This window comes from Candidatus Paracaedibacteraceae bacterium, from assembly GCA_019636055.1.
Classification (GTDB): Bacteria; Pseudomonadota; Alphaproteobacteria; order Paracaedibacterales; family Paracaedibacteraceae; genus Paracaedibacter.
This window is the reverse complement of the sequence record JAHBYH010000001.1, coordinates 316,384-335,068: the sequence shown is the minus strand read 5'-3', so window position 1 is coordinate 335,068 and position 18,685 is coordinate 316,384. Positions and strand designations below refer to the sequence as shown.

Sequence of the window (18,685 nt, the reverse complement as noted above, 5' to 3'; positions counted from 1 at the left end):
CGGACTGCTCGATCTTCTGCCATTCTTCTTTGGTATAATGGCGATAAGTTGGGCAGCTACTTTGGTTCTGCATCCCTACGCTTGCGCAGCCGCTCAAGCAGACCAGACTTACCCCGATCATGATAAGGTTTATTTTGTTCATCCAGTTTTTCATAGGTTTCATGGAGAGTTAATTTTTCCTCTGCTTGTTCACGTTTCAACCGTTCCTGGCCAAGCATATAAGCTAAAAAAGTTTGGCTGAATTCGCGAATAGCTGCAATCAGTGCGGATAGCCAAAGGGGCGTCATCGCTCAAGACTTCTGATCAATTTTGGCCTGCGTGTTTTTATTCATCACGCGCCCTACAACGTAGGTAATGACCATGGCCGCAATACTGGCTACGGATGCTTCATTAAGCGTTAATCCCAGCTCTGCTGTTCCTGCAACAATGATAGTACCAAGAAGTGTTGCCCAAAATTCAGTGGTTTTAATGCCTGCTTTCATTTTTTGTCTCCTGTTTAAGTTTATGCATAAGCTCGTTTCAGCCAGCCCTTAAGAAATTTAGCTTTTCTAGGTTGAGTGGCTGCGAGTGTTCGGTAATATCCGGCGGCTTCTGATTTTAAGGCTGCAAGCAAATCCGTTAGATCAGCTTTGTTAATGGCAGTTAAAGTGATTGGGCCTAACACACCATCTTCAGCGATATTTTGTCCGGTGGATTTTAACGCACGTTGTATCAATCGATGTGCCCAGCTTGATCCCATATTTACAGCCAGATCGAAAACTTTGGTCGCAAGATTGATGTCTTTGATATCTTTGTAAAGCTGGGTATCCCAGAAATCGCGTTTGTAAATGTTTTTTGCTTGCTCGACTGTCAAAGCATCTACATCAACATGAGGATAACTGCGTTTTGAAATCCCAAATTTGGTTTCGCCACCATCATCATCGGGATCATCACTGTATCCACCTTCATGCGACAAAACAAAATTAACGGCATATTCAAAACGTTCATCAGTAAGTATTTTAGGTTTATTTGCCATGGGTAATTCTTGCCTCCAATTCATTGATTTCTTCATGAAGGGCGATAATCCGCTCTTCCAGCCGAAAGACTTTTTCTGCAAGCTGCTGGTTTTTTTGAAACCATTCCTCCTGCATCACCACCCGTGTATCAAGTTTGGCTGCCCACCAAATAGCGGTTAAAGTTTGTAAAATCATCGCTATTACGATGCCAATAGGTACTTTGCGATCAACGCGCCATTTTGAAAGGCCAAAGCTTTTTGGGTTATTCGTCATCCGTTTCTCCTTTAAAATCGCGCGAAGCCTCAATGGTGGTGGTGTAGCCACTGCTATCCAATGTATGCTCAGCACGGGTTATAACCCAGTCGCTTGGAATCCCTGGCCGAAATCCTGATAAATATATTTTGGATTCGGCTACTAACTCCGGACGACCAGCAAGGGTTATATTCAGAGTTTGTGTTCCACGTGTCAGCCTTTCGAGTTTTGCTTCTGCCGCAGCCTTGGCTAATCCTGAATTGGGATAGACGCCGCGCATGGTATGAACGGGATCGCCATCACCAGCTTTTTCTTCTACGGGCTCGGCTTTATCAGGATCATGCCAATAGGAAGCAACTGAGTTATGTTGATCGCGCTCAGCAAAAGTCACACGCCAACTTGAAATTTCATCAAGACTTAAGGTGCCACCACCAATTAATTGTCCTGTGAAGGATTTAGCTTTACCTTCGGGTACAAATAACAAAAATCCATTGGCGGGTTTGGCAATAGCGCCATGTAGTTGAGCTAACCGAGTTAGTAAGTGCATATCACTTTCTGCCGTTTGATCAATATGTGGCAGTTTTATGCTAGAAAATTGTGATGCAACACGCGGTTGATAACCATGTTTAGAAGCAATGCTATTAACCAAGTCACCGATTGTTTTTTGGTGCCATTCATCAATTTTTTGGGATTTAAGGGATGCTTTGAGATCGGCAGCATGCCCCTTGATTTTCATCGTTTGAGGCGATCCTTCAAGTGTGATTTCATCGACGATATAAACGCCCATGGACACTAAACCCGTTTCCTGATAGCCAATAGACACTTGAAGTTTTGCGCCCGTTCTTGGCAACTCAAGCAAGGAGTCACGATCATCTAGGCAAATTTCAACGGTGTCACTGGTAATACCGGCTTCATCGGTGATGCGAATAGAAACTAAGCGATTCCTAATCAATCCCGTAATCATTTGCCCTTCTACCCAAAGATTAAAATCTGGCGTCATCTTAATCCCATAATTTAATCATTGGTTTTTTGGAAGATTTTTGGATTTCGGGTAAATTAATCAAAAGACCCGCAGGTAAAAAACTACCCCATTCAGCAAGTTCTGGATTGGCCGTTAAAACAATTTCAACAGCACCAGATTGAAAACCATAATGCTTCCAGCAGATCCAATCGAGCATATCGTTTTCTTTGGTGCGGTAGCGTGTCATCATTCTTCACCATATCGTTCAAGACTCAATCTAAATTCAATTTTTCGAGGAGCGCCGTCCGCTAAAAACGTATTTTGTGATTCTTCAATTTGAGTAATGACAAAACGACCCAGAACATTTCCTTGGCCATTAATTAACATAAGGGGTTCTTGTCTTTGAGCGGAATCACGCATAGCATTGATTTGCCCCAAGCCTCCGCGAAAATGTGGATAAATCACACCATCTAAATCAATACGGTCTGAGCCTGCTCCAATCGCTTGAAGCAAAGGTTCTTTGCCAATGCGCTCAATAGAAGGCCAACGATATTCGCTGCTGCGCTTTAAACTTTGATAGGCACTGGTGTTTAATGAGAACCGATAAGGTCCAAGGGCAAGCATCATGGTAATGCCCCCACAGGATCATATAAGGCTCCACGCGATTGCGCCTTCAAGCGACGCATCACTTCATCAGCGACTTCTTTTGAATTTTGATTGGGTGAAGCTTGGACATTGATGTTGTAACTGTTATTTTGTGTTTTGTTTTCAACGGTTTTTTGTGCAAGTGGTAGGGGTTGTTTAAGCGCATCACTGACTGGTTGCATAGCAGGAACGGGGATCTCTGGTACTTCTTTTTTGCCCCACATTTTCTTCCAAAAACCACCCACCGCTTTAAATGGCTTTTTGATTTTCTCCCAAAAGCTATTGAGCCAATTGCCAAAGGCTTCCCATACAGGCTTAATAGGCTCCCAAATGGTCATGAAGAAACTTTTGACACTCTCCCAATTCGTAATTACCAAGGTTGCCGCAATGGCTATTCCGCTGACAATAGCGCCAACAGGGTTACTCATCATGGCAACCGTTAAAGCACGAAAACCTGCAATGACTGCTGGAAAGACCCTGGAAGCTAAAGCCATGAATGAAGCACCAAGGGCTTGAAGCGCGCCACCAAAAGCAAGAGCTCCCATGCGCACTGCCGTAATTAGAGAAGCACTATTAATGCCGATAAACCCCGCTTTAACAAGCGTGATAGTAATTAAAAGAGCACGCCAAGCTGTCGCAAGTGCCAATGCACCGCCTTGAATAAAAGTCCATGCATAGCCAAGGGTAATGGCTGCTATTTTCCCGCCAATCAATGCGGCTGTTACACCCATAATCAACTTGGTTAAAATGGGATGCTGTTCAGCAAAGCCAGCCATTTGAGTGGTTGCGGTGCGCAGCACCTTGACCAGGGCATTGAGGGGCGGCAAAATCACAGAGCCCAGATTCATGCCGACTTCTGCAAGTCCATTTTTAAGGAGCTGTAAATTATTGGCTGTGGTATTGGCACGATTGGCAAATTCACGCTGCATGGAGCCTGCAAATTTGGTTTCATCGTTAATCATGCTCACCACTTTTTTGTATTCATTGAGGCTTCCCACCAGCAAGGCCACGTCATCTTGATACTCCATTCCAAAGAGATCGAACAAAATGCCTGAGCGTGTTTGTTTATCCATTTTCTCCATGGCTTCAAGGAACTTAATTAAAGCCCCTTGGGCATCTTGGCCGATATCCTTTTCAAGTTGTTTGGCGCTTATCCCCATTTGGCTCAAAGCTTCTTGGAATTTTTTTCCCTGTTTACCAGCGGTTTGCAGTTTACTCAGCATTGCATTAATGGCGGTTCCGGCTTTTTCAGGGGCTTTACCAAGACTGATAAAAGAGCCCGCCAGAGCGCTGGCTTGTATAGGGGTCAAACCAAACTGACGTGCCGTACCACCAATGCGATTGAGCGCTGGCACCATATCTTTGGCTTTGGCCGCAGTGTTATCAGAGAGGTAATTAATGGCATCACCCAGTTTGGTCATCTCGGTGATGGGGATTTGATAAACGTTGGCTAATTTTGCCATAGCATCACCAGCTTCTTCTGCTGACATATCAAAAGCAGTAGCCATCTTCGCCACAACATTAGTGAAGCCCGCTAAATCTTTAGCAGCGATACCCAGTTGCCCACCGCTTGCAGCAATCTGTGCAAGTCCAGCAGCCGATAGTGGGATCTCCCGTGACATGATTTTTAGGGTTTCGCCTAATTTTTGAAGGCCATCTGGAGTATCGAAATTTACAACTTTACGCACATCGGCCATGGCGCTTTCAAAATCGATTGCAGCTTTAATTGGTGCACCAAGAGCAGCTCCAAGTGCAACTGCATCGAACAACTGACCACGCAAATTAGCACGCTGAGCTAATACGCCTTGACGTTTCTGCATAATCCGATCAAGGGCAACATAATGACCTTTAAGTTTTTGCAGGGATGCGCCTAATTTTGTTTGCTGAGAAATGAGACTCTGAATATCTTGGCCGGATTTTCGAATCTCATTATCAAGATTATGAAGAGCTTCACGTTTTTGAAGATAGGCCGTTTTAGCCTTAAGGGCTGCTATTTTAGATCGTTCAAATTCTGTGACCAAAGCTTTGCTTGGATTGGTGGTAGCTGCCATTTGCACAGCAAGAGATTTAACTTGGTTTTCTGCTTCCATCCAAGCGCGTTTAGCAAGTAAGGTATCGCGCTGTAATTGCTGGAATTTACCTACTGTTTTACCTGAAGATTCAAGTTGCTTGATGGCTTGACCAAGACGATTAAGTTGGGATGCGCCCTGAGCCATAGTGGCCCCAAAATTTCCCTTTAGGGCAGCGCCTATAACAACGGATAAGGTATGAATGGCGGTCATATTTTTTGTAACTCCCTTGCACTGTTAAGCCATAAGATAAACTCCTCTATCTCCATCTCTAAAAATTCACCGATCCCACCACCCGTAAAAGCAGCCAGAGATAATACGCTGCTTCTTAAGTCGTCTGATTTAATGGCAACAAAAAACCCTGGAGCGCCTCTTGAATTTTGGCGTAATCAGCCAGATCTAATTCTTCCACAGCATCCTTTGGGATATCTGCAAGATTGGCAATGAGGGCGACTTCCTTTTCTGCGTCATTGGTCCCAAGTCTTTCAACCGCCAAGCGATCACGGACTTTTGGACGCCTTAAAGTTAGCTCTGAGATGCTCACCCCATCAATTTTAATCGGTTCATTGAGTTTGATTTTATGCATATTAAATTCCTAAAGCAGTTCGAAGAGATGACATTTGATCAACGCCATTGATTTTGCGCACCATGTTTTCAGCATCAATTTCAATGAGTTCGCGGCGATCAATGGTTAGTTTGTAATAGCGAATGGAGACAGTGCATTTAAGCGTGGCTTTATCAGCAGGTTTCCAATTACCTGGGTCCAACTCCTTAAATTGGCCACGTAAATTCACCACAACAGCTTCGGCATCACCACTGCCTTGCAGTCCACCACGAAGGGTTAGTGAAACTGCATTACCGTCTACCAACCCAAAGAGCCTAAAAAGCTCAGGGTCATATTCTGAAAAGGTGAGCTCTGCTTCTAATTTTTCCATACCCATATCAATGGCAACGGGAATATCCATGCCACCAGCGCGGTGTTCTTCGGTTTTAATGGAAAGCTTGGGCAGACTGATTTCATCAATACGACCGGCATAGCCGCGACCATCAACAAAGGCATTAAAGTTTTTAAGAATTTTTGGCAACATCAGATCAGCTCCTTAATATAATCGTTAATCAAATGGGAACGAAAGACGATCCGCTCTGCTGGATAAGGTGGCGTAAAATCAAAGTCAAAGTAGACTTTACCTTGTGCAATGTTCGCAGGCGTATTGAGCTCAGGATCGGGATAGCACTCTCCACCTAAAATAGCGCCAAGAGCTTTAAGGTGCGCCAAATAAGCATTGACGCTTTCAACTACATCATCCAAGTAAGTTCTTGTAATATTGCGGTCCACAGCCCAAAGATGAGCACGCAGTAAACTGTCATTAATTAAGTCAGCGGTTCTGCGTACCGATAAAAACGCCCATTTTGGATCACTAGAGCAACTTCTATTACCCCAAAGTCGATAGCCTTCTTGGCGAATAATCGTGGTGACTTCGTTCTCGTTTAGGAAATTTGCCCGGCAATTGGCGTCACCTAAGGTAAAATCAATAGGTCTTGCTGTGCCAACGATTCCATAAATTTCTTGGTTAGACGGTGACCACCAAAAACCATTTTCATTATCGCTACGGGCAATAAGTCCTGCAATATAAGGGCTGGGTGGGACGACTTCCTCGTGACCTGTAAAAATCTTGACCCATGGATCAACCACATAAACCCGTGCATGACCAAAATCCTTACGCCAGGTAATGGCATCTTGATCATTAGTATTCGGTCCATCGGCAATAATGACGGCACGTAATCTATCTGCAATAGCCAGCATGTTACTGATCACGGGATTGGCTTGATTATTGGGTCTTTGGTGCGTAAAGCCAGGCGCAATCAAAATACGAGGAGCGCTATGCACAATACTTTCTGCACTTAAAAATGCTTGCACGCCTTTGTAATCGCCTGTTTGCGCATCAACGCCTCCAATGATATTGGCAATGGTTTCCGCTTCATCTGCGCCTTCTTCAACTCGTATCACAATGACCATTGCGCCAATTTGATCAAAAATACTATTAATAGCCATGGGTAAAGTTCCAGCATCTCCAAGCTTTGCTGCCTCTCTGCGAGAGCCAACAATTAACACAGGTTTATTGAGTGGAAATACGGTATTATCAGCATCAGGAGCAGTACCAATTAAGCCAATGACAGAAGATTTGGTGGTACGAATCGTGCGAGGTCCGCTTGAGATTTCAGCAACTTCAACACCATGTAAAAATTGTTCGGCCATAGATTCCTCCTATAATTTGCTCAAATTGGTTTCAACGTCTTTCTCAAAACCATCCATAAAAGTTTTAAGCTCATCAAGGGTCGTGCACGTTTCTATTTTTCGTTGAGCGCGGTCTTCAATATTTTCGCAACGTGCAATGGCTCGATCAGCTTTTCTAGATTTGGTCAAAATAAGTTGGGCCATATCGCCTACTGAGATAGAGCGAAGCTCCGCGAGTGGAGCGATAAGTTCAACATCTTTTTCATCGGGTGTTTGATTGTTTTTAACAGCGGCAACAATACTTTTTGCTGTTTTTTCTTGGATATCGTAAGAGCGTGATTTTTCATGAGAATAGCCGGCAAAAGAGCGTCTGTGATTATTCAAAATAAAACGCACGGTCTCAGTCGCTGCAAGTTTGGCATTTTTCAGAAGATCGCCTTGCATTTCATCAGAAGAACATTCAGCAACCGTATTGTCTTCAAGAAGCTTATAGCGTTTTTCCCAGTCAAACTCAGTGGGCGCTTTATACCAACCGGTTCCTTCGGGCTTTTTAGGCAAGGTTGTTGTTTCAACCTGCATTCCATTTTCAAATCGTAAATAAATTGGCATAAATAAACCTCATTTCCAAAGTTCATAGGAGTATTGAAAGCCTCGGCACTGCCAGGCTCTGAGTGTTCGGTCAACATCCACTTCTAACCCCGTTGTTAGAAAACTGCTTTTGAAGTTGTAGATGTACCAATGCATAAATTGGGTGTAGTAGTTATAGTAAGCGGTATAGTAATAAGATGAGCTATAAAGTAGGATAGCGACCGTTTTGCCTGCAGGAATCAATACATTGGCAGACGAAGCAATGTTGGCTGTGCTGGCAGCATAATTATAAATGTTTGTCCATGTGACGCCACTAATAGCAGATTTATTGGCATTGGTATTATTTGGTGTACACACAAACACGCCTAAACCTTCGTACCCTGAGGACCAATAGGATGATCCACCACAATAGAAAGTTCTGGTAATATCAGCATTGGTCGTGTTTTTTACAAAAATAACCCCGAGCGCTGCATAAGGATAAGTATATTCATTACTGGATACACTGTATTTGACGTACATTTCCTTATGGATAAACATCCCGTTCGTGCCTTGTAAAAAATAGAGCTGAGGTGGCCTGTAAAATCCTGCATAATTAGTGCTATGTCCATGGGTGCCTGCCAGAAGCTGGAGCATGTTGTCGGCGTTAGAGACATTGTTATACCAAACGCCAAGCTGTGAGGTTAAATCACCATAACCCCAGTAATCATTCTGACGACTCAAAATACCAAAGAGGAACGGTAATGATCCTGGTTCAATCATATTACGCTTAGCAACTTCATTCATAATCGATGAGCCATTTGGAACGTCATTAATCGATTCAAAGTTACTGACAAGCCCTGTGAGTGTTTGAAGCTGTGTTTGGCCTGTGCTTTCAATAGCGGCGATATTTGTATCTTTACGGGTATCAAGTAACGACAGATGCCCAGTAGTTGCTGTCTGCAGTGAACTCAACGAGCTTGTCTTGAGCGTATTGATAGCATCTAAGGAACCGGTTTTAGCGGTATCAATTGCTGAAAGAGAGTTTACTTTACTGGCACTTAAATCCGCTAAATGGGTATTGGCTGCCTCTAAAAGCTCCTGTAATTTTTCATCAGACATATTGACGATGTCATAAACTGTGCTTTGGCCTGCAATGGATTCCAAAGCTTTGGCAAGATAAGCCAGTTGATCAGCCGGCGCATTAACCGATAAATCCTTGAGGCGCTGATGAAGCGCATATACAGCTTCTTTAGCTATTGTCATGGTTGCTCCACAAATTCAAAAAAGTTTCAAAGGTGAAGCGGTCAAACGCTTCCTTTAATTTCTTATGTTCAGCTTCTCGTGATGAAACGTCAGCATCCACGGCAATAATTGTCTCGCGAATGCGAACCACATCTTGGGATGCGATGTTATTTGGGTGGGGCAGCTTATAGCCCCTTTGGCTCAGATCATTTGGCATATCAGGTAATCACAACGCGTAAGGAACGTACTTTAGGGCGATACAAAATATTGCCGCTTAGAACCAACTTCACCCTGGTTTCAGTGGCGCTAAAACTTGAGAGAATATGGATACGTTCAACCCAATTATCACCCACAGCTTTGCCGGTTGTTAAATCAACCGACTGCCAGGTGCCATCTGCCTTTTGGATATAGACCTTAACATCAGCGGTTCCGGTCATCAGTGCTTCGTAGGTGATGCTTATTTTACTGTTACTACCTGCAGTAATAGCTCTTGTAACGTAATCTGCCGTTTCAGACATATTTCCTAGAACAATTTGAATACCAGGATAAAGCACAGGGCTCCTGAGTGCTGAACCGCTGAGCAAAGCTTTAACGCTCAAAGGACCGGTGACGCGGGCCCGCAAGGCAATCGGTAAATCATCAGATAATTTATGTTCCGTACCATCTTGCTCTGTTAGGGTAAATTGCACATCGGTGTCAGAGGCAACACGTTCCACATTTGCAAGAGTAATCAAATCGGAAACGCTGGTGGCTGTCACAGAACCTAAATCCACCGTTCTTTTATTTTCTGTAAAACGTGCACCGAGCAACCTAAAAGTGAGATCACGATTTTGATGGGGCGTCCAGGTGCTAGCATTACTTGATGAAAGTAAGACGCCAACTTGATAGGGCTGGCTTGTCACCCATCTGGCATGGGCTGCATCATATTTGCCTAGCTCTGCAACACGCACTGCAGCATCGCCATCATCGGTCAACAATACAATGGCATATTCATGACCAGCCTCAAGCCAAACAGGCTGCCAAGTTATTTGAGTAGAGGTCCCATTCAAATTAATAGAAGCCGGCATAATGCTACCTTCAGCAAGCACTGTTTGGGTTGGCATACCAAGGCTGGTATCACGAATTTGCACAACAACTCTTTTGGTGCCTCGATTGCTAAACCACAGATCAATGCCTCCAATATGGCGGCTTTCACTTAAGGTAAAGGTTTGAGCAAGTGGATCAAAACGGGTAAGGACCACGGTGGTTTCATTACGTCTGATATCGGTAATGACCGTAACGCGCCTGCGCTCCTCGGTGGTAATAATGCCGCGCCCGGTGTAAGTAGCTTCACCATAACTACCTTGATTTCCGATAAACTGCACAAGCTTCGTACCGGCCGGAACGTTGGCGGGAACGGTAAATTTGCCTTTGATTTTTCCGCTATTATCTGCAACAAGTGGCATAATTCCTCCTATAAACTAACCGGTTCAACGTTAATACCGTCAAACACCAAACGAAGTTGTTCACCAGGCGCAAATCCATCTAACTCAAAGGCTTGTGTTGCTTGGCGCATAAAGGCGGCTTCACGACTTGTACTTGAAAGTAATTCAGTGGTTTGACTGATTTGAGTGCCGATGGAAACATTTTGTGTTGTACTGGACGACACCATAGATAAAACGCCGCCACCAACGACAACCTGACGGGTAATCGGGCTTGAAAGCACGCTAAACCGTTGTGTGATAGGGCTTGACCATGTGGTTTGCACTTCAGTCCAACGATCCACATTGAGATTAATAGCAACTTTCGCCGGAATGGGCGCAAATGCCTGATACGGGTTGATTTGCATATCCACTGTTTGCAGGAGCTGCTCTAAAACAGGTTCTAAAACGTAAGGTAAAAGCCAAGGCGTTGTTCCTTTACCGCTATCCGAAATAGAGGCATTGATCGGCAAAGTCAGTTCCCGATCAACAATGGCAGCGGTTTGGTTAATGCCTTGATCGCGCATATCATCATCAAAAAAGGGATCAACAAACACGCCTTTTTTAGCAGCAGGTTCACGGCTATTGGCATCGTTACGCAAACGTTCTTGAGCAATCAGATCGTAAAGATCATTAATGCTTGATCGCATAGCTTCAATGTCACTCATAGGAATAGCGTGAATCGCATTATTAAAAACATCAGGTTTTGTAGCGCTGCGCCAATTTTGATAGACGTAAGCTAAAGCGAGTTGCCCGCTAGGCGCTTTGGGAACAGATGGTCTCCATGGATGAGCAAGTCCTTTAATGCGCCTGACGACACCTTTCGCATCGATGGTGATCAAATCATAACGCGGCATCATCCAGCTGTAATCTACAAGGACCAATGTACCATCAACAGCACCGGAGATTTTAAAGCCATCTTCCGTCACATTTTGCGGCGTAATTTTACTGCGGCAACGATAGGTAATTTGGTAAGAGCTACCGGGCGCCGGTTCTGCTCCGGGCAGAGACCAATCGACATCACCGGATTTTAATTTATAATCCGTGCCGCTGACGTAAGTGGTCGTTCCTTGTTTGATTTGAATGATCTCAAGTACTGCCGTATCGGGAATGGGGTCCATAGCGCCTGCATAAGAGCCGTGAGTCATAGTAATGGTTTTTTGAACCGTCACATCAACATTTAATATTTGGTTAGCAGGTGCTTCATTAAGGACGAGATCCATCACGCCTCCGGCACCTGGCTGAAAGGTATAGGGATCAGAATCAATTTCTTGAATATCAGGATCAATGGCAAAGCGTACGCGCAGGCTGTGGGCTAATTCAATTTCAAAACCATCCACATGGGCTTTACCTTCATTAATAACAAAAACTTGCTCGCCGTTATCCTTGTCAAGATACCTAACGTCCATGCCGGTTACCACATAGGAGCCGTTAGATTCACGGTCATATCTTGCTAAAGCGCTATTGACTGCATCAAACTGAGGTGGTGGGGCATGCTGAATAAGCACGCCGTTCTCAACGCCATAAATGGGATAAAATTCCCCTTCATGGGCAGGAGGTGCTATTCCATCAACCTGAAAATCCCAAGAAATCTCTGCTTTTAAGCGGGCAGCACCGGGTTCTTGATAGTTGCGCGTACCAATAGCAGGATCACGAAGACCAGGGTCTTCAAGTTCGGTCATGGTGCTTTCCACATACCACACACCGATTCTAACCGTGGCATTAGTGGGAATGGTAAAATTTGTAGAACCTATTTCTCGCACAGCACCGCGTAAATAAATAAAACCGGCTTCTAAAGTTGTCTCTCCGGTATCAGGGTCAACAACACAGGTGCCGCCCCTAATCACATCACCATCTCTAAAAATCGCATCACCAATGCCTTTAAGGTTATGCAGCGCATAATCTTGCATCTCATTGAGTTCAGCCGATTGCAAGCCACGACCTGCTAAAAAGAGGGTGCGATCGTACTTTTTAGCCGGATCATAGCGGTTGTAATAACTGTTAAGTGTCATAACATTGCCTCATTTGTCTTAAAATATGTATTCATTTGCCCCCATTAAAACGTCACCACAAAAGAGAAAGTTTCGCGCGTTGCAGCTGTTCTAATCAAAGGAACAGTGCGCTCCAGAACCAGTAAAATGCCGCTTTCATCAATATCGGTCGGAGAAAAATAACGCTGCCCAGCAGGTAAATCAGGTTTTGTAAGGGTCCCAACCATCACACCAAGCTCACGGATGATTTGGTTGCTGGCATTATCAAAATCAAAGGTAAAACGCAGAAAAAGGTTATTTGTAGGCGTGCTAGAGGCTTTAAATCTTCCTGTTGGCGTAATCAAATCACCATTTTCATCGCCCACACAAAACAAAACTTCATCAGCGGTTCTGCGGCCAACTTCATTTAAAAGGGCATCTGCGGTAATGGGTTCGGGCGGTGTGGCGTAAGTATAGGAAATCGTAACGGTAGCATTATTCTCTAAATTACCGTTTGGAAGACGAGTGATCACACCCATCACGCTATCAACGCTATAATCCGTTCCGGCAATAAAGGTTGTGTCAGCTTGAGTAATGGAAACGTTTTTAACCGGCTTATGATCTAGCTCAATTTGAGTATTTGCAAAAGTTTTGGTGACTGTATGAGCGCTTTCCCAAGTTGGATCACCAGTTCCCCAAGCAAGGTGGATCGGTTGTTGTTTAATGCTTGCAGCAATAGCGGCTCTGCCGGATTTGGTTAAAATGGCCATATGAATACCCTTTGACGCACATATCTAAGTTCTAGTTAAGGGTTATATTCACGATTGGCTCTAGATTCGTCCAAGGACGGTTTAAGTGACAATGCTCATGCCACAACAAGCATCCTTCATACAAAGAGGGTGCAAAATGGTCGCGTTTTTGATAAGGCAAAAGCTCCAATTCACCTAGCGAATCTGTCGATAAATAAGGCCATAAGAGCGTTTCAGCTAACCAGTCCGAATGTTCTTTTGCAAAATAAGGCTTAACATTTGCAATAATCTCAATGTTAACATCGTCCGTATAATTTGATGCAAAGCGCTCCAAAACTTCTTCAAAGCTTATTTTCCAGACATGTTCAGATAAAGTATCAGCGCTTAAAACAAAGGTTACTCCCACCTCATGCTCAAGGCGCACGGGAAAGCAGGCGTTAATATCACCAAGTCGCCAGCTATCAGATAAAACAATCAACGCTTTGGCAAAATGGAGTGGCGGTTCAAAATCAGGGGTGAAAGGCGATAGTGGATCAGGGTTTTGCCAAATATGCGCGCGTTCATAAATGCCGTTGTAATTACGGGTATGAGGCTCCGTCTCACCTATAAAAGCCACATCTAACCGGTAGAGATCATCGCTTAACGTGCTGTTATGATGTCTGCGCGCGCTTGCAAATTTTAGCAAAACCTCTTCTGATTTAGCCTCAAATGGATTAAAACGACCAAAAGATAGAACAGGCCCATCAGGTGAAAGTTTTACTCCTGAATAATCAGAAAGCAGCGATCCAAATTCACTGTTATCCAGCATAAATCTCCTGATATCATAGCGGTCGTTATACATTCGCATCAGGCGCGATCTGGCCGGTGCTGAAAGCCTTGCAAGCGCCACCACATTATCAACAAAGAAGTCATTGGGCACATCGTGAATGCCCACCTGAAATTCAGCAAAGTGCTTGCCCGGTGGTTCTTCTTCGATGTAAATATTTTCGATGTTGACCCATTTTAAGGCCATACGAAGGGATGCCGGTGTGCCCCTAATCCGCTGAAATACCACGCCGTCTTGAATTGCGCGCCTCGGATCAGGAACCCAGGCCAAAATTTCCCCCAGTCCATATTCATGGATCAACCATGGGAGGACGCTGTCGGTAGGATTGAATTTAAATCCTCGTATTTTACCTGGATCAACTCTAAAGCCTATAGCGTCAACAAGGGCTTGTTCTTGAGGCGAACTACTTGGGGGAAGTAACATCATCACCAATCACGCCCTCCCATCGTTAGCTCTATGGAATCAAGCGCAACGCATTCATGATCTAAAACGATGACATCCTCAGCCGGCTTGAGCAGTTCAATACGCTGTACCCCTTGGGCAAAGAGGTGTGCAATAATCCAGCTGCGCGTTAGGTTCCATCCCAAACCTTTTGTTTCATTGAGCGTTTTAATCAAGGCAGCTTTGGATGTCTCAACAATATCTTCAGGTGTTTCGGGATAGAGATAGATTTTAGCCTCAAGTTTAACAGGAATAATGCCGCTACTGACCACTTCAACCGTATCGGTTAAAACCCTGACATCATCACGTAAAATAACAGATCGTGCTTTTTCTAACAGCTCTTGGCTTGGTGTGCCATCACCTTCATGGGATAAAATCGAGACTTTCACTATTCCGGGACTTGGTGATTCAGCCCGAGCATCTTTAATGCGGATATCAGCGGATAGCGCATGGTAACGGTAATGTTCACGGCTTCCTGCAGTCGACCAGCCCATGATTTTAGCCTGGATACGTCGCCTAAAAGCTTCATCGTCTTCCCCTGATTTACGCTGTACATCATAAAAAGCTGCCAAATGTTCCAAATCTGCTGTATTGGCGAAGGCGAGTAAATTAGCACGCGCAGCATCATTGACTCTTTGACGTAAAAGGAGTTCACGCCAAGCAGCAATCTCTAAAATCTTCATAGCTGGATCGCTTTCAAGCAGCGCTGAAAAACTGGGATCAAGGCGCAGTAATTCATCTTTCATATGCGTGAAAATCGTCTCATAATCGAGCGTTTCAATGACATTGGGATTTTGTAGGTGCGTTAAATCTTGCATCATGACACGACAATTCCATCTAAGGTTATGGGCCTGCCATCTGGCAGATAAATCCCCTCTAAAATCAACGTAATATGACCTTCTTTAATGGACTCAACTTGTACGCGCTCGAGTTTAAAGCGATTTTCCCATTTTTGCAGTGCCTCAGCAGTGGCCGCATACAGTTCAACGGCAAAACCTGGCGATGTTGGGCGATCCACAAGTTCAAAGAGTCTTGAGCCATAGTCTCTACGCATCACGCGGCTTCCAATAGGCGTGGTCAAAATATCCGCAATCGACTGCTTAAGATGCTCAAGGCCCGTGAGTTCTTTGCCGCTTCTTCCATTCATTCCTCGCATGATTTACCCCGCAAAAACAGTTTGACTGCCATCACGTGTTTTTGAACCGCAAGAAATGGGATCACCAATACGAGCAATGGCTTTGCCATTGGCGTAAACTGTACTTGAACCTTTAGCGAGCACGCCATCATGAGGCGGCGTATTGGGGCACGCATGCATGGCCCATTTATCTTGCTCGCGATGGACGGCCTTACCCTCAACAAACACATCATCGCTTGCAGTAATGCAAGGTCTTGGAGGATAGCAGCTGTGGCCGGTGCATTGATCATTAAGTCTTACGATTCCTGGCATATTATTCATTCAAATCAATTCGTTTAGCTTTGAGTTTGATGCCGTCTTTGGTCATCTCAAGGCTTGATGCACCTATCTTCAGCGTTAAGGTTCCATCTGTCACAACTGAGACAGTCAAATGATGTTTTTCTTTGTCATACAAAACCTTGCTACCATCTTGAAAAACCAAAGTGGCATCGGTTTCTTTATCGCTTGGTGCGGGATGTTTGTTTTGATAAATAGCCGGGATCACAACACCTTGGGCCATTTCACCTGATGGTGATAATAAAACAACCTGTTCACCAACACTGGGTGCCGACCAATTTCTGTCTTGTCCAGCGCGAGAAGTCACCCAAGGCAGCCAATCGGTTAGAATTTTTCCAATCTGAATACGCACGCGGGCTTTTTTGTAATCAGCCTCCTTCACCGTACCAAGTCGGATAAGGTTGGCGAGTTTTCTGTCCAATTCAGAAAAACTAAAGCTCTCCATTTTGCACCTCTATGTAATCTGGCTCATGGGCAGCGCCGATTTCGGGAGCAACACCCACATAAATGGTATGTGGCTGAATGCCGCTTGGTGTCCAAACTGAATCCCCGCGGTGAAGTTCATGCACCCATTCCACTATCCACACCATGTAGGCATCAAGATCAGGTTTAAAACCATCGGGACTAGCGCCTAAAAATTCAGCAGGTGATACATTCATCCCCCATGAATTTTGATGAACCACTCTGGCAACTTCACTCGCCAAAGCCCTTACAGCAAAGGCAGCATTGGGGATTGTGCTATCCACAATAACTCTTGCTTCAAATCGAGCACGTAGCGAAATTTCACCGGTTCCTGGATCGTTGCCCGGTTCAAAGCTTGCCAGTTCCACTAAAACAGCAGGTGCTAATAACGCCGTTTTGATCACCGGATAAGATTCACATGTTTGAATTTCCGGTATCTCGCGTTTTAAAACGGTGGTAATTGCACCATGTAATTCTTCCCAAAAATTCATAGGCTCCCCTTTAAAATAAAGCCCAGTTCATGGCGAAAATATTGAATGAATTTATCTGCCGCGCCTGAATCCACGAAGCCTTTAATGATATTAGAAGCGACAGGCTCAAGCGGTAGCACAACTTCTCGGATAGGAAGCCTTGAGGCGCGCTTGCGTTTAAAAATACCTCGGTGACCTGTTGGCATTGTTGCCACAAAAGCGCCCTTGAACTCCATTTTACCGGCTTTGGCACCAGTTGAAGTTTGCCTCATATTACCAATAAGCGAAGCTTTTATGCCGTAAAGGCTAGCCACTACCAATGCTTTAAGTGAGCTCGTGCTTGCCTTGATGACATTAAGACGATCTCGTATGATTTTTTGTTGAAGTTTTTTCTGTGCGCTGATTTCTTTCACGCTTTGGGATTTAAGCCAGAGAGCGGTTTTATTAAGCGCACGCATAGAAGCCAATTTAACTTGTGCTTCGGTGCCGTGCATTTGTCTGATAATCCGGTCGATATCACCGTAGGTTGTAAGATCCAATGTAAAAACGGACATATTAGCCTTCCATCACCATAGCAGTTATTTCCCAAATAGTATTCGAGGCATCCCGCAGAGGTTCAGCAAAGATTTTATAGCGAGTACTGGCAATAATCAGCTGATCACCCACTTTCGGGAATGCTAATTCATGGGTGCGCACTTCAAATATCGCCATATGACCAATCACTTGTCCATCACCTATTTCATAAGCCGTGTCGGGTTGTTTGATTAAAACACGAATAGGAAAAGAGGCAGAACCAGAACTCTGATACAGTGCCTCTTTCCCTAAATGTGTAAAACAATCCTCAAACATCCGGCCTAAACTCATAGCTTATACCGTAAGTTTTACAAGTACTCCCGGACGATGACACATTGGCAGCGGATTAGATTGAGTGTGCAAATCCGTACCACGATCAAAGCGTCTTGGCTCTTGCTTGGCGTAAAGCGGTTGCCCCAAGGTATTGACGGTTTCGTTAAAATCAGCCGGTGCAAAATAAGTTGAAAAAGTCTCAGCAGTACCTAGCGGAAAGCAATGTGCTGTATCAGCTGCAATAAAGCGTCTGACGTTTCCATCAGGATCGGTTGCTTGACCTCGATATTCTTCAAACGTAATCCCACCAAAAGTAAATCCTGAGCGCATATCATTGCGTAGTGAGGATCCATCTTGCCAGCGTTCGTAAGCTTCTTTCACTTTAGAGTGTGACGTTAAAGCATCGAAAAATTCAGGACTAACCAGCGCATGAACACCGGTCATGAATTCACCGCGCAGGTTATCTTCAATGTGACGCAAAACTTCAATGCATTTGCGTTTGACATCAGTGCCAGCAGTCCCTAAAGCAAAGCTCACGACTTTTGGCGTGATTTCAAATTCGTTATAGAGATTCACAAGCTCCGTACCATCAGCATCTAAAATAATGCCTTTCAAAGCGCCCATGCGAAGGTGTTCTAAGGTAATAGCATGTTTGTTACGCATGGATTGCAGGTGATCGGTAATGACATTTGCAATGGCTTGCAACTCATTTTCAGTACCAAAAGCACGGATACCCTGTACTTCTTCTGGCAGCACCACATCATCATGGGGGATATGAGGAATGGTAAAGGTTCTGACTTTTCGTTTATCGCGTTTACCAACAGTACCCGGTGCTCCTGGGCTTGCGGTTGGAAGTAAACTTAAGACGCCGTTGCGCTCTTCAATGGCGATATGCCTGAAACGTACCGATTTAGAAGGAAATAAACCTAGTGATTCAGTCCGACCATAGGTGTTTGGCAATAAATTAATGGAAGCCGTTAAAGCTGCCATATTAAATGCCGGATGTGAGAATGGATTTTGCAT

26 protein-coding genes are annotated in these 18,685 nt (G+C 44.5%); all 26 read right to left on the bottom strand.

The genetic code is table 11. From position 1 onward, the window contains the following. Positions 1 to 56: 56 nt before the first annotated feature. Entirely contained in the window at positions 57 to 287 is a 231-nt protein-coding gene (locus KF820_01605; GenBank protein ID MBX3457043.1) for a hypothetical protein, read from the bottom strand. A 3-nt stretch (positions 288 to 290) separates the two neighbouring features. Further along, a complete protein-coding gene (locus KF820_01600) occupies positions 291 to 482 on the bottom strand; it encodes a hypothetical protein (GenBank protein ID MBX3457042.1) in 192 nt (63 codons plus the stop codon). A 20-nt stretch (positions 483 to 502) separates the two neighbouring features. Beyond that, positions 503 to 1,015, bottom strand: coding sequence for a hypothetical protein (locus tag KF820_01595; GenBank protein MBX3457041.1), 513 nt, complete (start codon positions 1,013 to 1,015; stop codon positions 503 to 505). After that, positions 1,005 to 1,268 (bottom strand): hypothetical protein, encoded by a 264-nt coding sequence (locus tag KF820_01590; GenBank protein MBX3457040.1) that lies wholly within the window; start codon positions 1,266 to 1,268, stop codon positions 1,005 to 1,007. Before KF820_01590 ends, KF820_01595 begins: the two co-directional genes overlap by 11 nt. Then, a complete protein-coding gene (locus KF820_01585) occupies positions 1,258 to 2,247 on the bottom strand; it encodes a hypothetical protein (protein MBX3457039.1) in 990 nt (329 codons plus the stop codon). The genes KF820_01590 and KF820_01585 overlap by 11 nt, the downstream gene beginning before the upstream one ends. A gap of 1 nt (position 2,248) precedes the next feature. Then, the gene (locus tag KF820_01580; GenBank protein ID MBX3457038.1) at positions 2,249 to 2,455 is read right to left on the bottom strand and encodes a tail protein X; all 207 of its coding nucleotides are present in this window, start codon (positions 2,453 to 2,455) and stop codon (positions 2,249 to 2,251) included. Beyond that, positions 2,455 to 2,835 carry a phage tail protein gene (locus KF820_01575; protein ID MBX3457037.1) on the bottom strand — a complete coding sequence of 127 codons (381 nt, stop codon included), beginning with the start codon at positions 2,833 to 2,835 and terminating at the stop codon, positions 2,455 to 2,457. The genes KF820_01580 and KF820_01575 overlap by 1 nt, the downstream gene beginning before the upstream one ends. Continuing rightward, the gene (locus KF820_01570; GenBank protein ID MBX3457036.1) at positions 2,832 to 5,135 is read right to left on the bottom strand and encodes a phage tail tape measure protein; all 2,304 of its coding nucleotides are present in this window, start codon (positions 5,133 to 5,135) and stop codon (positions 2,832 to 2,834) included. The genes KF820_01575 and KF820_01570 overlap by 4 nt, the downstream gene beginning before the upstream one ends. Before the next feature lie 115 nt (positions 5,136 to 5,250). Next, on the bottom strand, positions 5,251 to 5,508 hold the full coding sequence (locus tag KF820_01565; protein ID MBX3457035.1) for a phage tail assembly protein: 258 nt from the start codon (positions 5,506 to 5,508) through the stop codon (positions 5,251 to 5,253). 1 nt (position 5,509) lies between these two features. Continuing rightward, a complete protein-coding gene (locus tag KF820_01560) occupies positions 5,510 to 6,010 on the bottom strand; it encodes a phage major tail tube protein (protein ID MBX3457034.1) in 501 nt (166 codons plus the stop codon). After that, positions 6,010 to 7,179, bottom strand: a complete 1,170-nt coding sequence (locus KF820_01555) for a phage tail sheath subtilisin-like domain-containing protein (GenBank protein ID MBX3457033.1) — start codon at positions 7,177 to 7,179, stop codon at positions 6,010 to 6,012. Before KF820_01555 ends, KF820_01560 begins: the two co-directional genes overlap by 1 nt. Before the next feature lie 9 nt (positions 7,180 to 7,188). Then, positions 7,189 to 7,767: a hypothetical protein gene (locus KF820_01550; GenBank protein ID MBX3457032.1), complete on the bottom strand. Its 579-nt coding sequence runs from the start codon at positions 7,765 to 7,767 to the stop codon at positions 7,189 to 7,191. A 9-nt stretch (positions 7,768 to 7,776) separates the two neighbouring features. Further along, positions 7,777 to 8,988 (bottom strand): hypothetical protein, encoded by a 1,212-nt coding sequence (locus KF820_01545; GenBank protein ID MBX3457031.1) that lies wholly within the window; start codon positions 8,986 to 8,988, stop codon positions 7,777 to 7,779. After that, positions 8,975 to 9,184, bottom strand: coding sequence for a hypothetical protein (locus KF820_01540; GenBank protein ID MBX3457030.1), 210 nt, complete (start codon positions 9,182 to 9,184; stop codon positions 8,975 to 8,977). Before KF820_01540 ends, KF820_01545 begins: the two co-directional genes overlap by 14 nt. Before the next feature lies 1 nt (position 9,185). Next, positions 9,186 to 10,412, bottom strand: a complete 1,227-nt coding sequence (locus tag KF820_01535) for a hypothetical protein (GenBank protein MBX3457029.1) — start codon at positions 10,410 to 10,412, stop codon at positions 9,186 to 9,188. Positions 10,413 to 10,420: 8 nt separating this feature from the next. Beyond that, positions 10,421 to 12,439, bottom strand: coding sequence for a DUF4815 domain-containing protein (locus KF820_01530; GenBank protein ID MBX3457028.1), 2,019 nt, complete (start codon positions 12,437 to 12,439; stop codon positions 10,421 to 10,423). A 44-nt stretch (positions 12,440 to 12,483) separates the two neighbouring features. Then, positions 12,484 to 13,167 (bottom strand): hypothetical protein, encoded by a 684-nt coding sequence (locus tag KF820_01525; GenBank protein ID MBX3457027.1) that lies wholly within the window; start codon positions 13,165 to 13,167, stop codon positions 12,484 to 12,486. A gap of 31 nt (positions 13,168 to 13,198) precedes the next feature. Beyond that, complete coding sequence (locus KF820_01520) at positions 13,199 to 14,398, bottom strand: phage tail protein (protein ID MBX3457026.1); 1,200 nt, start codon at positions 14,396 to 14,398, stop codon at positions 13,199 to 13,201. Next, entirely contained in the window at positions 14,398 to 15,234 is an 837-nt protein-coding gene (locus tag KF820_01515) for a baseplate J/gp47 family protein (GenBank protein ID MBX3457025.1), read from the bottom strand. The genes KF820_01520 and KF820_01515 overlap by 1 nt, the downstream gene beginning before the upstream one ends. Beyond that, positions 15,231 to 15,569 carry a GPW/gp25 family protein gene (locus tag KF820_01510; GenBank protein MBX3457024.1) on the bottom strand — a complete coding sequence of 113 codons (339 nt, stop codon included), beginning with the start codon at positions 15,567 to 15,569 and terminating at the stop codon, positions 15,231 to 15,233. Before KF820_01510 ends, KF820_01515 begins: the two co-directional genes overlap by 4 nt. A 3-nt stretch (positions 15,570 to 15,572) precedes the next feature. Beyond that, positions 15,573 to 15,869, bottom strand: a complete 297-nt coding sequence (locus KF820_01505) for a PAAR domain-containing protein (GenBank protein MBX3457023.1) — start codon at positions 15,867 to 15,869, stop codon at positions 15,573 to 15,575. Next, positions 15,862 to 16,329, bottom strand: coding sequence for a phage baseplate assembly protein V (locus KF820_01500; protein MBX3457022.1), 468 nt, complete (start codon positions 16,327 to 16,329; stop codon positions 15,862 to 15,864). The genes KF820_01505 and KF820_01500 overlap by 8 nt, the downstream gene beginning before the upstream one ends. Beyond that, positions 16,316 to 16,837, bottom strand: coding sequence for a hypothetical protein (locus KF820_01495; protein MBX3457021.1), 522 nt, complete (start codon positions 16,835 to 16,837; stop codon positions 16,316 to 16,318). The genes KF820_01500 and KF820_01495 overlap by 14 nt, the downstream gene beginning before the upstream one ends. After that, the gene (locus KF820_01490) at positions 16,834 to 17,370 is read right to left on the bottom strand and encodes a phage tail protein (protein ID MBX3457020.1); all 537 of its coding nucleotides are present in this window, start codon (positions 17,368 to 17,370) and stop codon (positions 16,834 to 16,836) included. The genes KF820_01495 and KF820_01490 overlap by 4 nt, the downstream gene beginning before the upstream one ends. A 1-nt stretch (position 17,371) precedes the next feature. Then, positions 17,372 to 17,665 carry a hypothetical protein gene (locus tag KF820_01485; protein MBX3457019.1) on the bottom strand — a complete coding sequence of 98 codons (294 nt, stop codon included), beginning with the start codon at positions 17,663 to 17,665 and terminating at the stop codon, positions 17,372 to 17,374. Positions 17,666 to 17,683: 18 nt separating this feature from the next. Further along, positions 17,684 to 18,685, bottom strand: a complete 1,002-nt coding sequence (locus KF820_01480; protein MBX3457018.1) for a major capsid protein — start codon at positions 18,683 to 18,685, stop codon at positions 17,684 to 17,686.

Bases quoted from the DNA above. Each gene is read 5' to 3' on its own strand.
- KF820_01495 (MBX3457021.1), bottom strand. From the start codon at position 16,837: ATGAATTTTTGGGAAGAATTACATGGTGCAATTACCACCGTTTTAAAA.
- KF820_01500 (MBX3457022.1), bottom strand. From the start codon at position 16,329: ATGGAGAGCTTTAGTTTTTCTGAATTGGACAGAAAACTCGCCAACCTT.
- KF820_01570 (MBX3457036.1), bottom strand. From the start codon at position 5,135: ATGACCGCCATTCATACCTTATCCGTTGTTATAGGCGCTGCCCTAAAG.
- KF820_01540 (MBX3457030.1), bottom strand. From the start codon at position 9,184: ATGCCAAATGATCTGAGCCAAAGGGGCTATAAGCTGCCCCACCCAAAT.
- KF820_01545 (MBX3457031.1), bottom strand. From the start codon at position 8,988: ATGACAATAGCTAAAGAAGCTGTATATGCGCTTCATCAGCGCCTCAAG.
- KF820_01485 (MBX3457019.1), bottom strand. From the start codon at position 17,665: ATGTTTGAGGATTGTTTTACACATTTAGGGAAAGAGGCACTGTATCAG.
- KF820_01490 (MBX3457020.1), bottom strand. From the start codon at position 17,370: ATGTCCGTTTTTACATTGGATCTTACAACCTACGGTGATATCGACCGG.
- KF820_01510 (MBX3457024.1), bottom strand. From the start codon at position 15,569: ATGCGAGGAATGAATGGAAGAAGCGGCAAAGAACTCACGGGCCTTGAG.
- KF820_01560 (MBX3457034.1), bottom strand. From the start codon at position 6,010: ATGTTGCCAAAAATTCTTAAAAACTTTAATGCCTTTGTTGATGGTCGC.
- KF820_01590 (MBX3457040.1), bottom strand. From the start codon at position 1,268: ATGACGAATAACCCAAAAAGCTTTGGCCTTTCAAAATGGCGCGTTGAT.
- KF820_01525 (MBX3457027.1), bottom strand. From the start codon at position 13,167: ATGGCCATTTTAACCAAATCCGGCAGAGCCGCTATTGCTGCAAGCATT.
- KF820_01585 (MBX3457039.1), bottom strand. From the start codon at position 2,247: ATGACGCCAGATTTTAATCTTTGGGTAGAAGGGCAAATGATTACGGGA.
- KF820_01555 (MBX3457033.1), bottom strand. From the start codon at position 7,179: ATGGCCGAACAATTTTTACATGGTGTTGAAGTTGCTGAAATCTCAAGC.
- KF820_01550 (MBX3457032.1), bottom strand. From the start codon at position 7,767: ATGCCAATTTATTTACGATTTGAAAATGGAATGCAGGTTGAAACAACA.
- KF820_01600 (MBX3457042.1), bottom strand. From the start codon at position 482: ATGAAAGCAGGCATTAAAACCACTGAATTTTGGGCAACACTTCTTGGT.
- KF820_01530 (MBX3457028.1), bottom strand. From the start codon at position 12,439: ATGACACTTAACAGTTATTACAACCGCTATGATCCGGCTAAAAAGTAC.
- KF820_01480 (MBX3457018.1), bottom strand. From the start codon at position 18,685: ATGCAAAATCCATTCTCACATCCGGCATTTAATATGGCAGCTTTAACG.
- KF820_01565 (MBX3457035.1), bottom strand. From the start codon at position 5,508: ATGCATAAAATCAAACTCAATGAACCGATTAAAATTGATGGGGTGAGC.
- KF820_01575 (MBX3457037.1), bottom strand. From the start codon at position 2,835: ATGATGCTTGCCCTTGGACCTTATCGGTTCTCATTAAACACCAGTGCC.
- KF820_01520 (MBX3457026.1), bottom strand. From the start codon at position 14,398: ATGATGTTACTTCCCCCAAGTAGTTCGCCTCAAGAACAAGCCCTTGTT.
- KF820_01595 (MBX3457041.1), bottom strand. From the start codon at position 1,015: ATGGCAAATAAACCTAAAATACTTACTGATGAACGTTTTGAATATGCC.
- KF820_01515 (MBX3457025.1), bottom strand. From the start codon at position 15,234: ATGATGCAAGATTTAACGCACCTACAAAATCCCAATGTCATTGAAACG.
- KF820_01580 (MBX3457038.1), bottom strand. From the start codon at position 2,455: ATGACACGCTACCGCACCAAAGAAAACGATATGCTCGATTGGATCTGC.
- KF820_01505 (MBX3457023.1), bottom strand. From the start codon at position 15,869: ATGAATAATATGCCAGGAATCGTAAGACTTAATGATCAATGCACCGGC.
- KF820_01605 (MBX3457043.1), bottom strand. From the start codon at position 287: ATGACGCCCCTTTGGCTATCCGCACTGATTGCAGCTATTCGCGAATTC.
- KF820_01535 (MBX3457029.1), bottom strand. From the start codon at position 10,412: ATGCCACTTGTTGCAGATAATAGCGGAAAAATCAAAGGCAAATTTACC.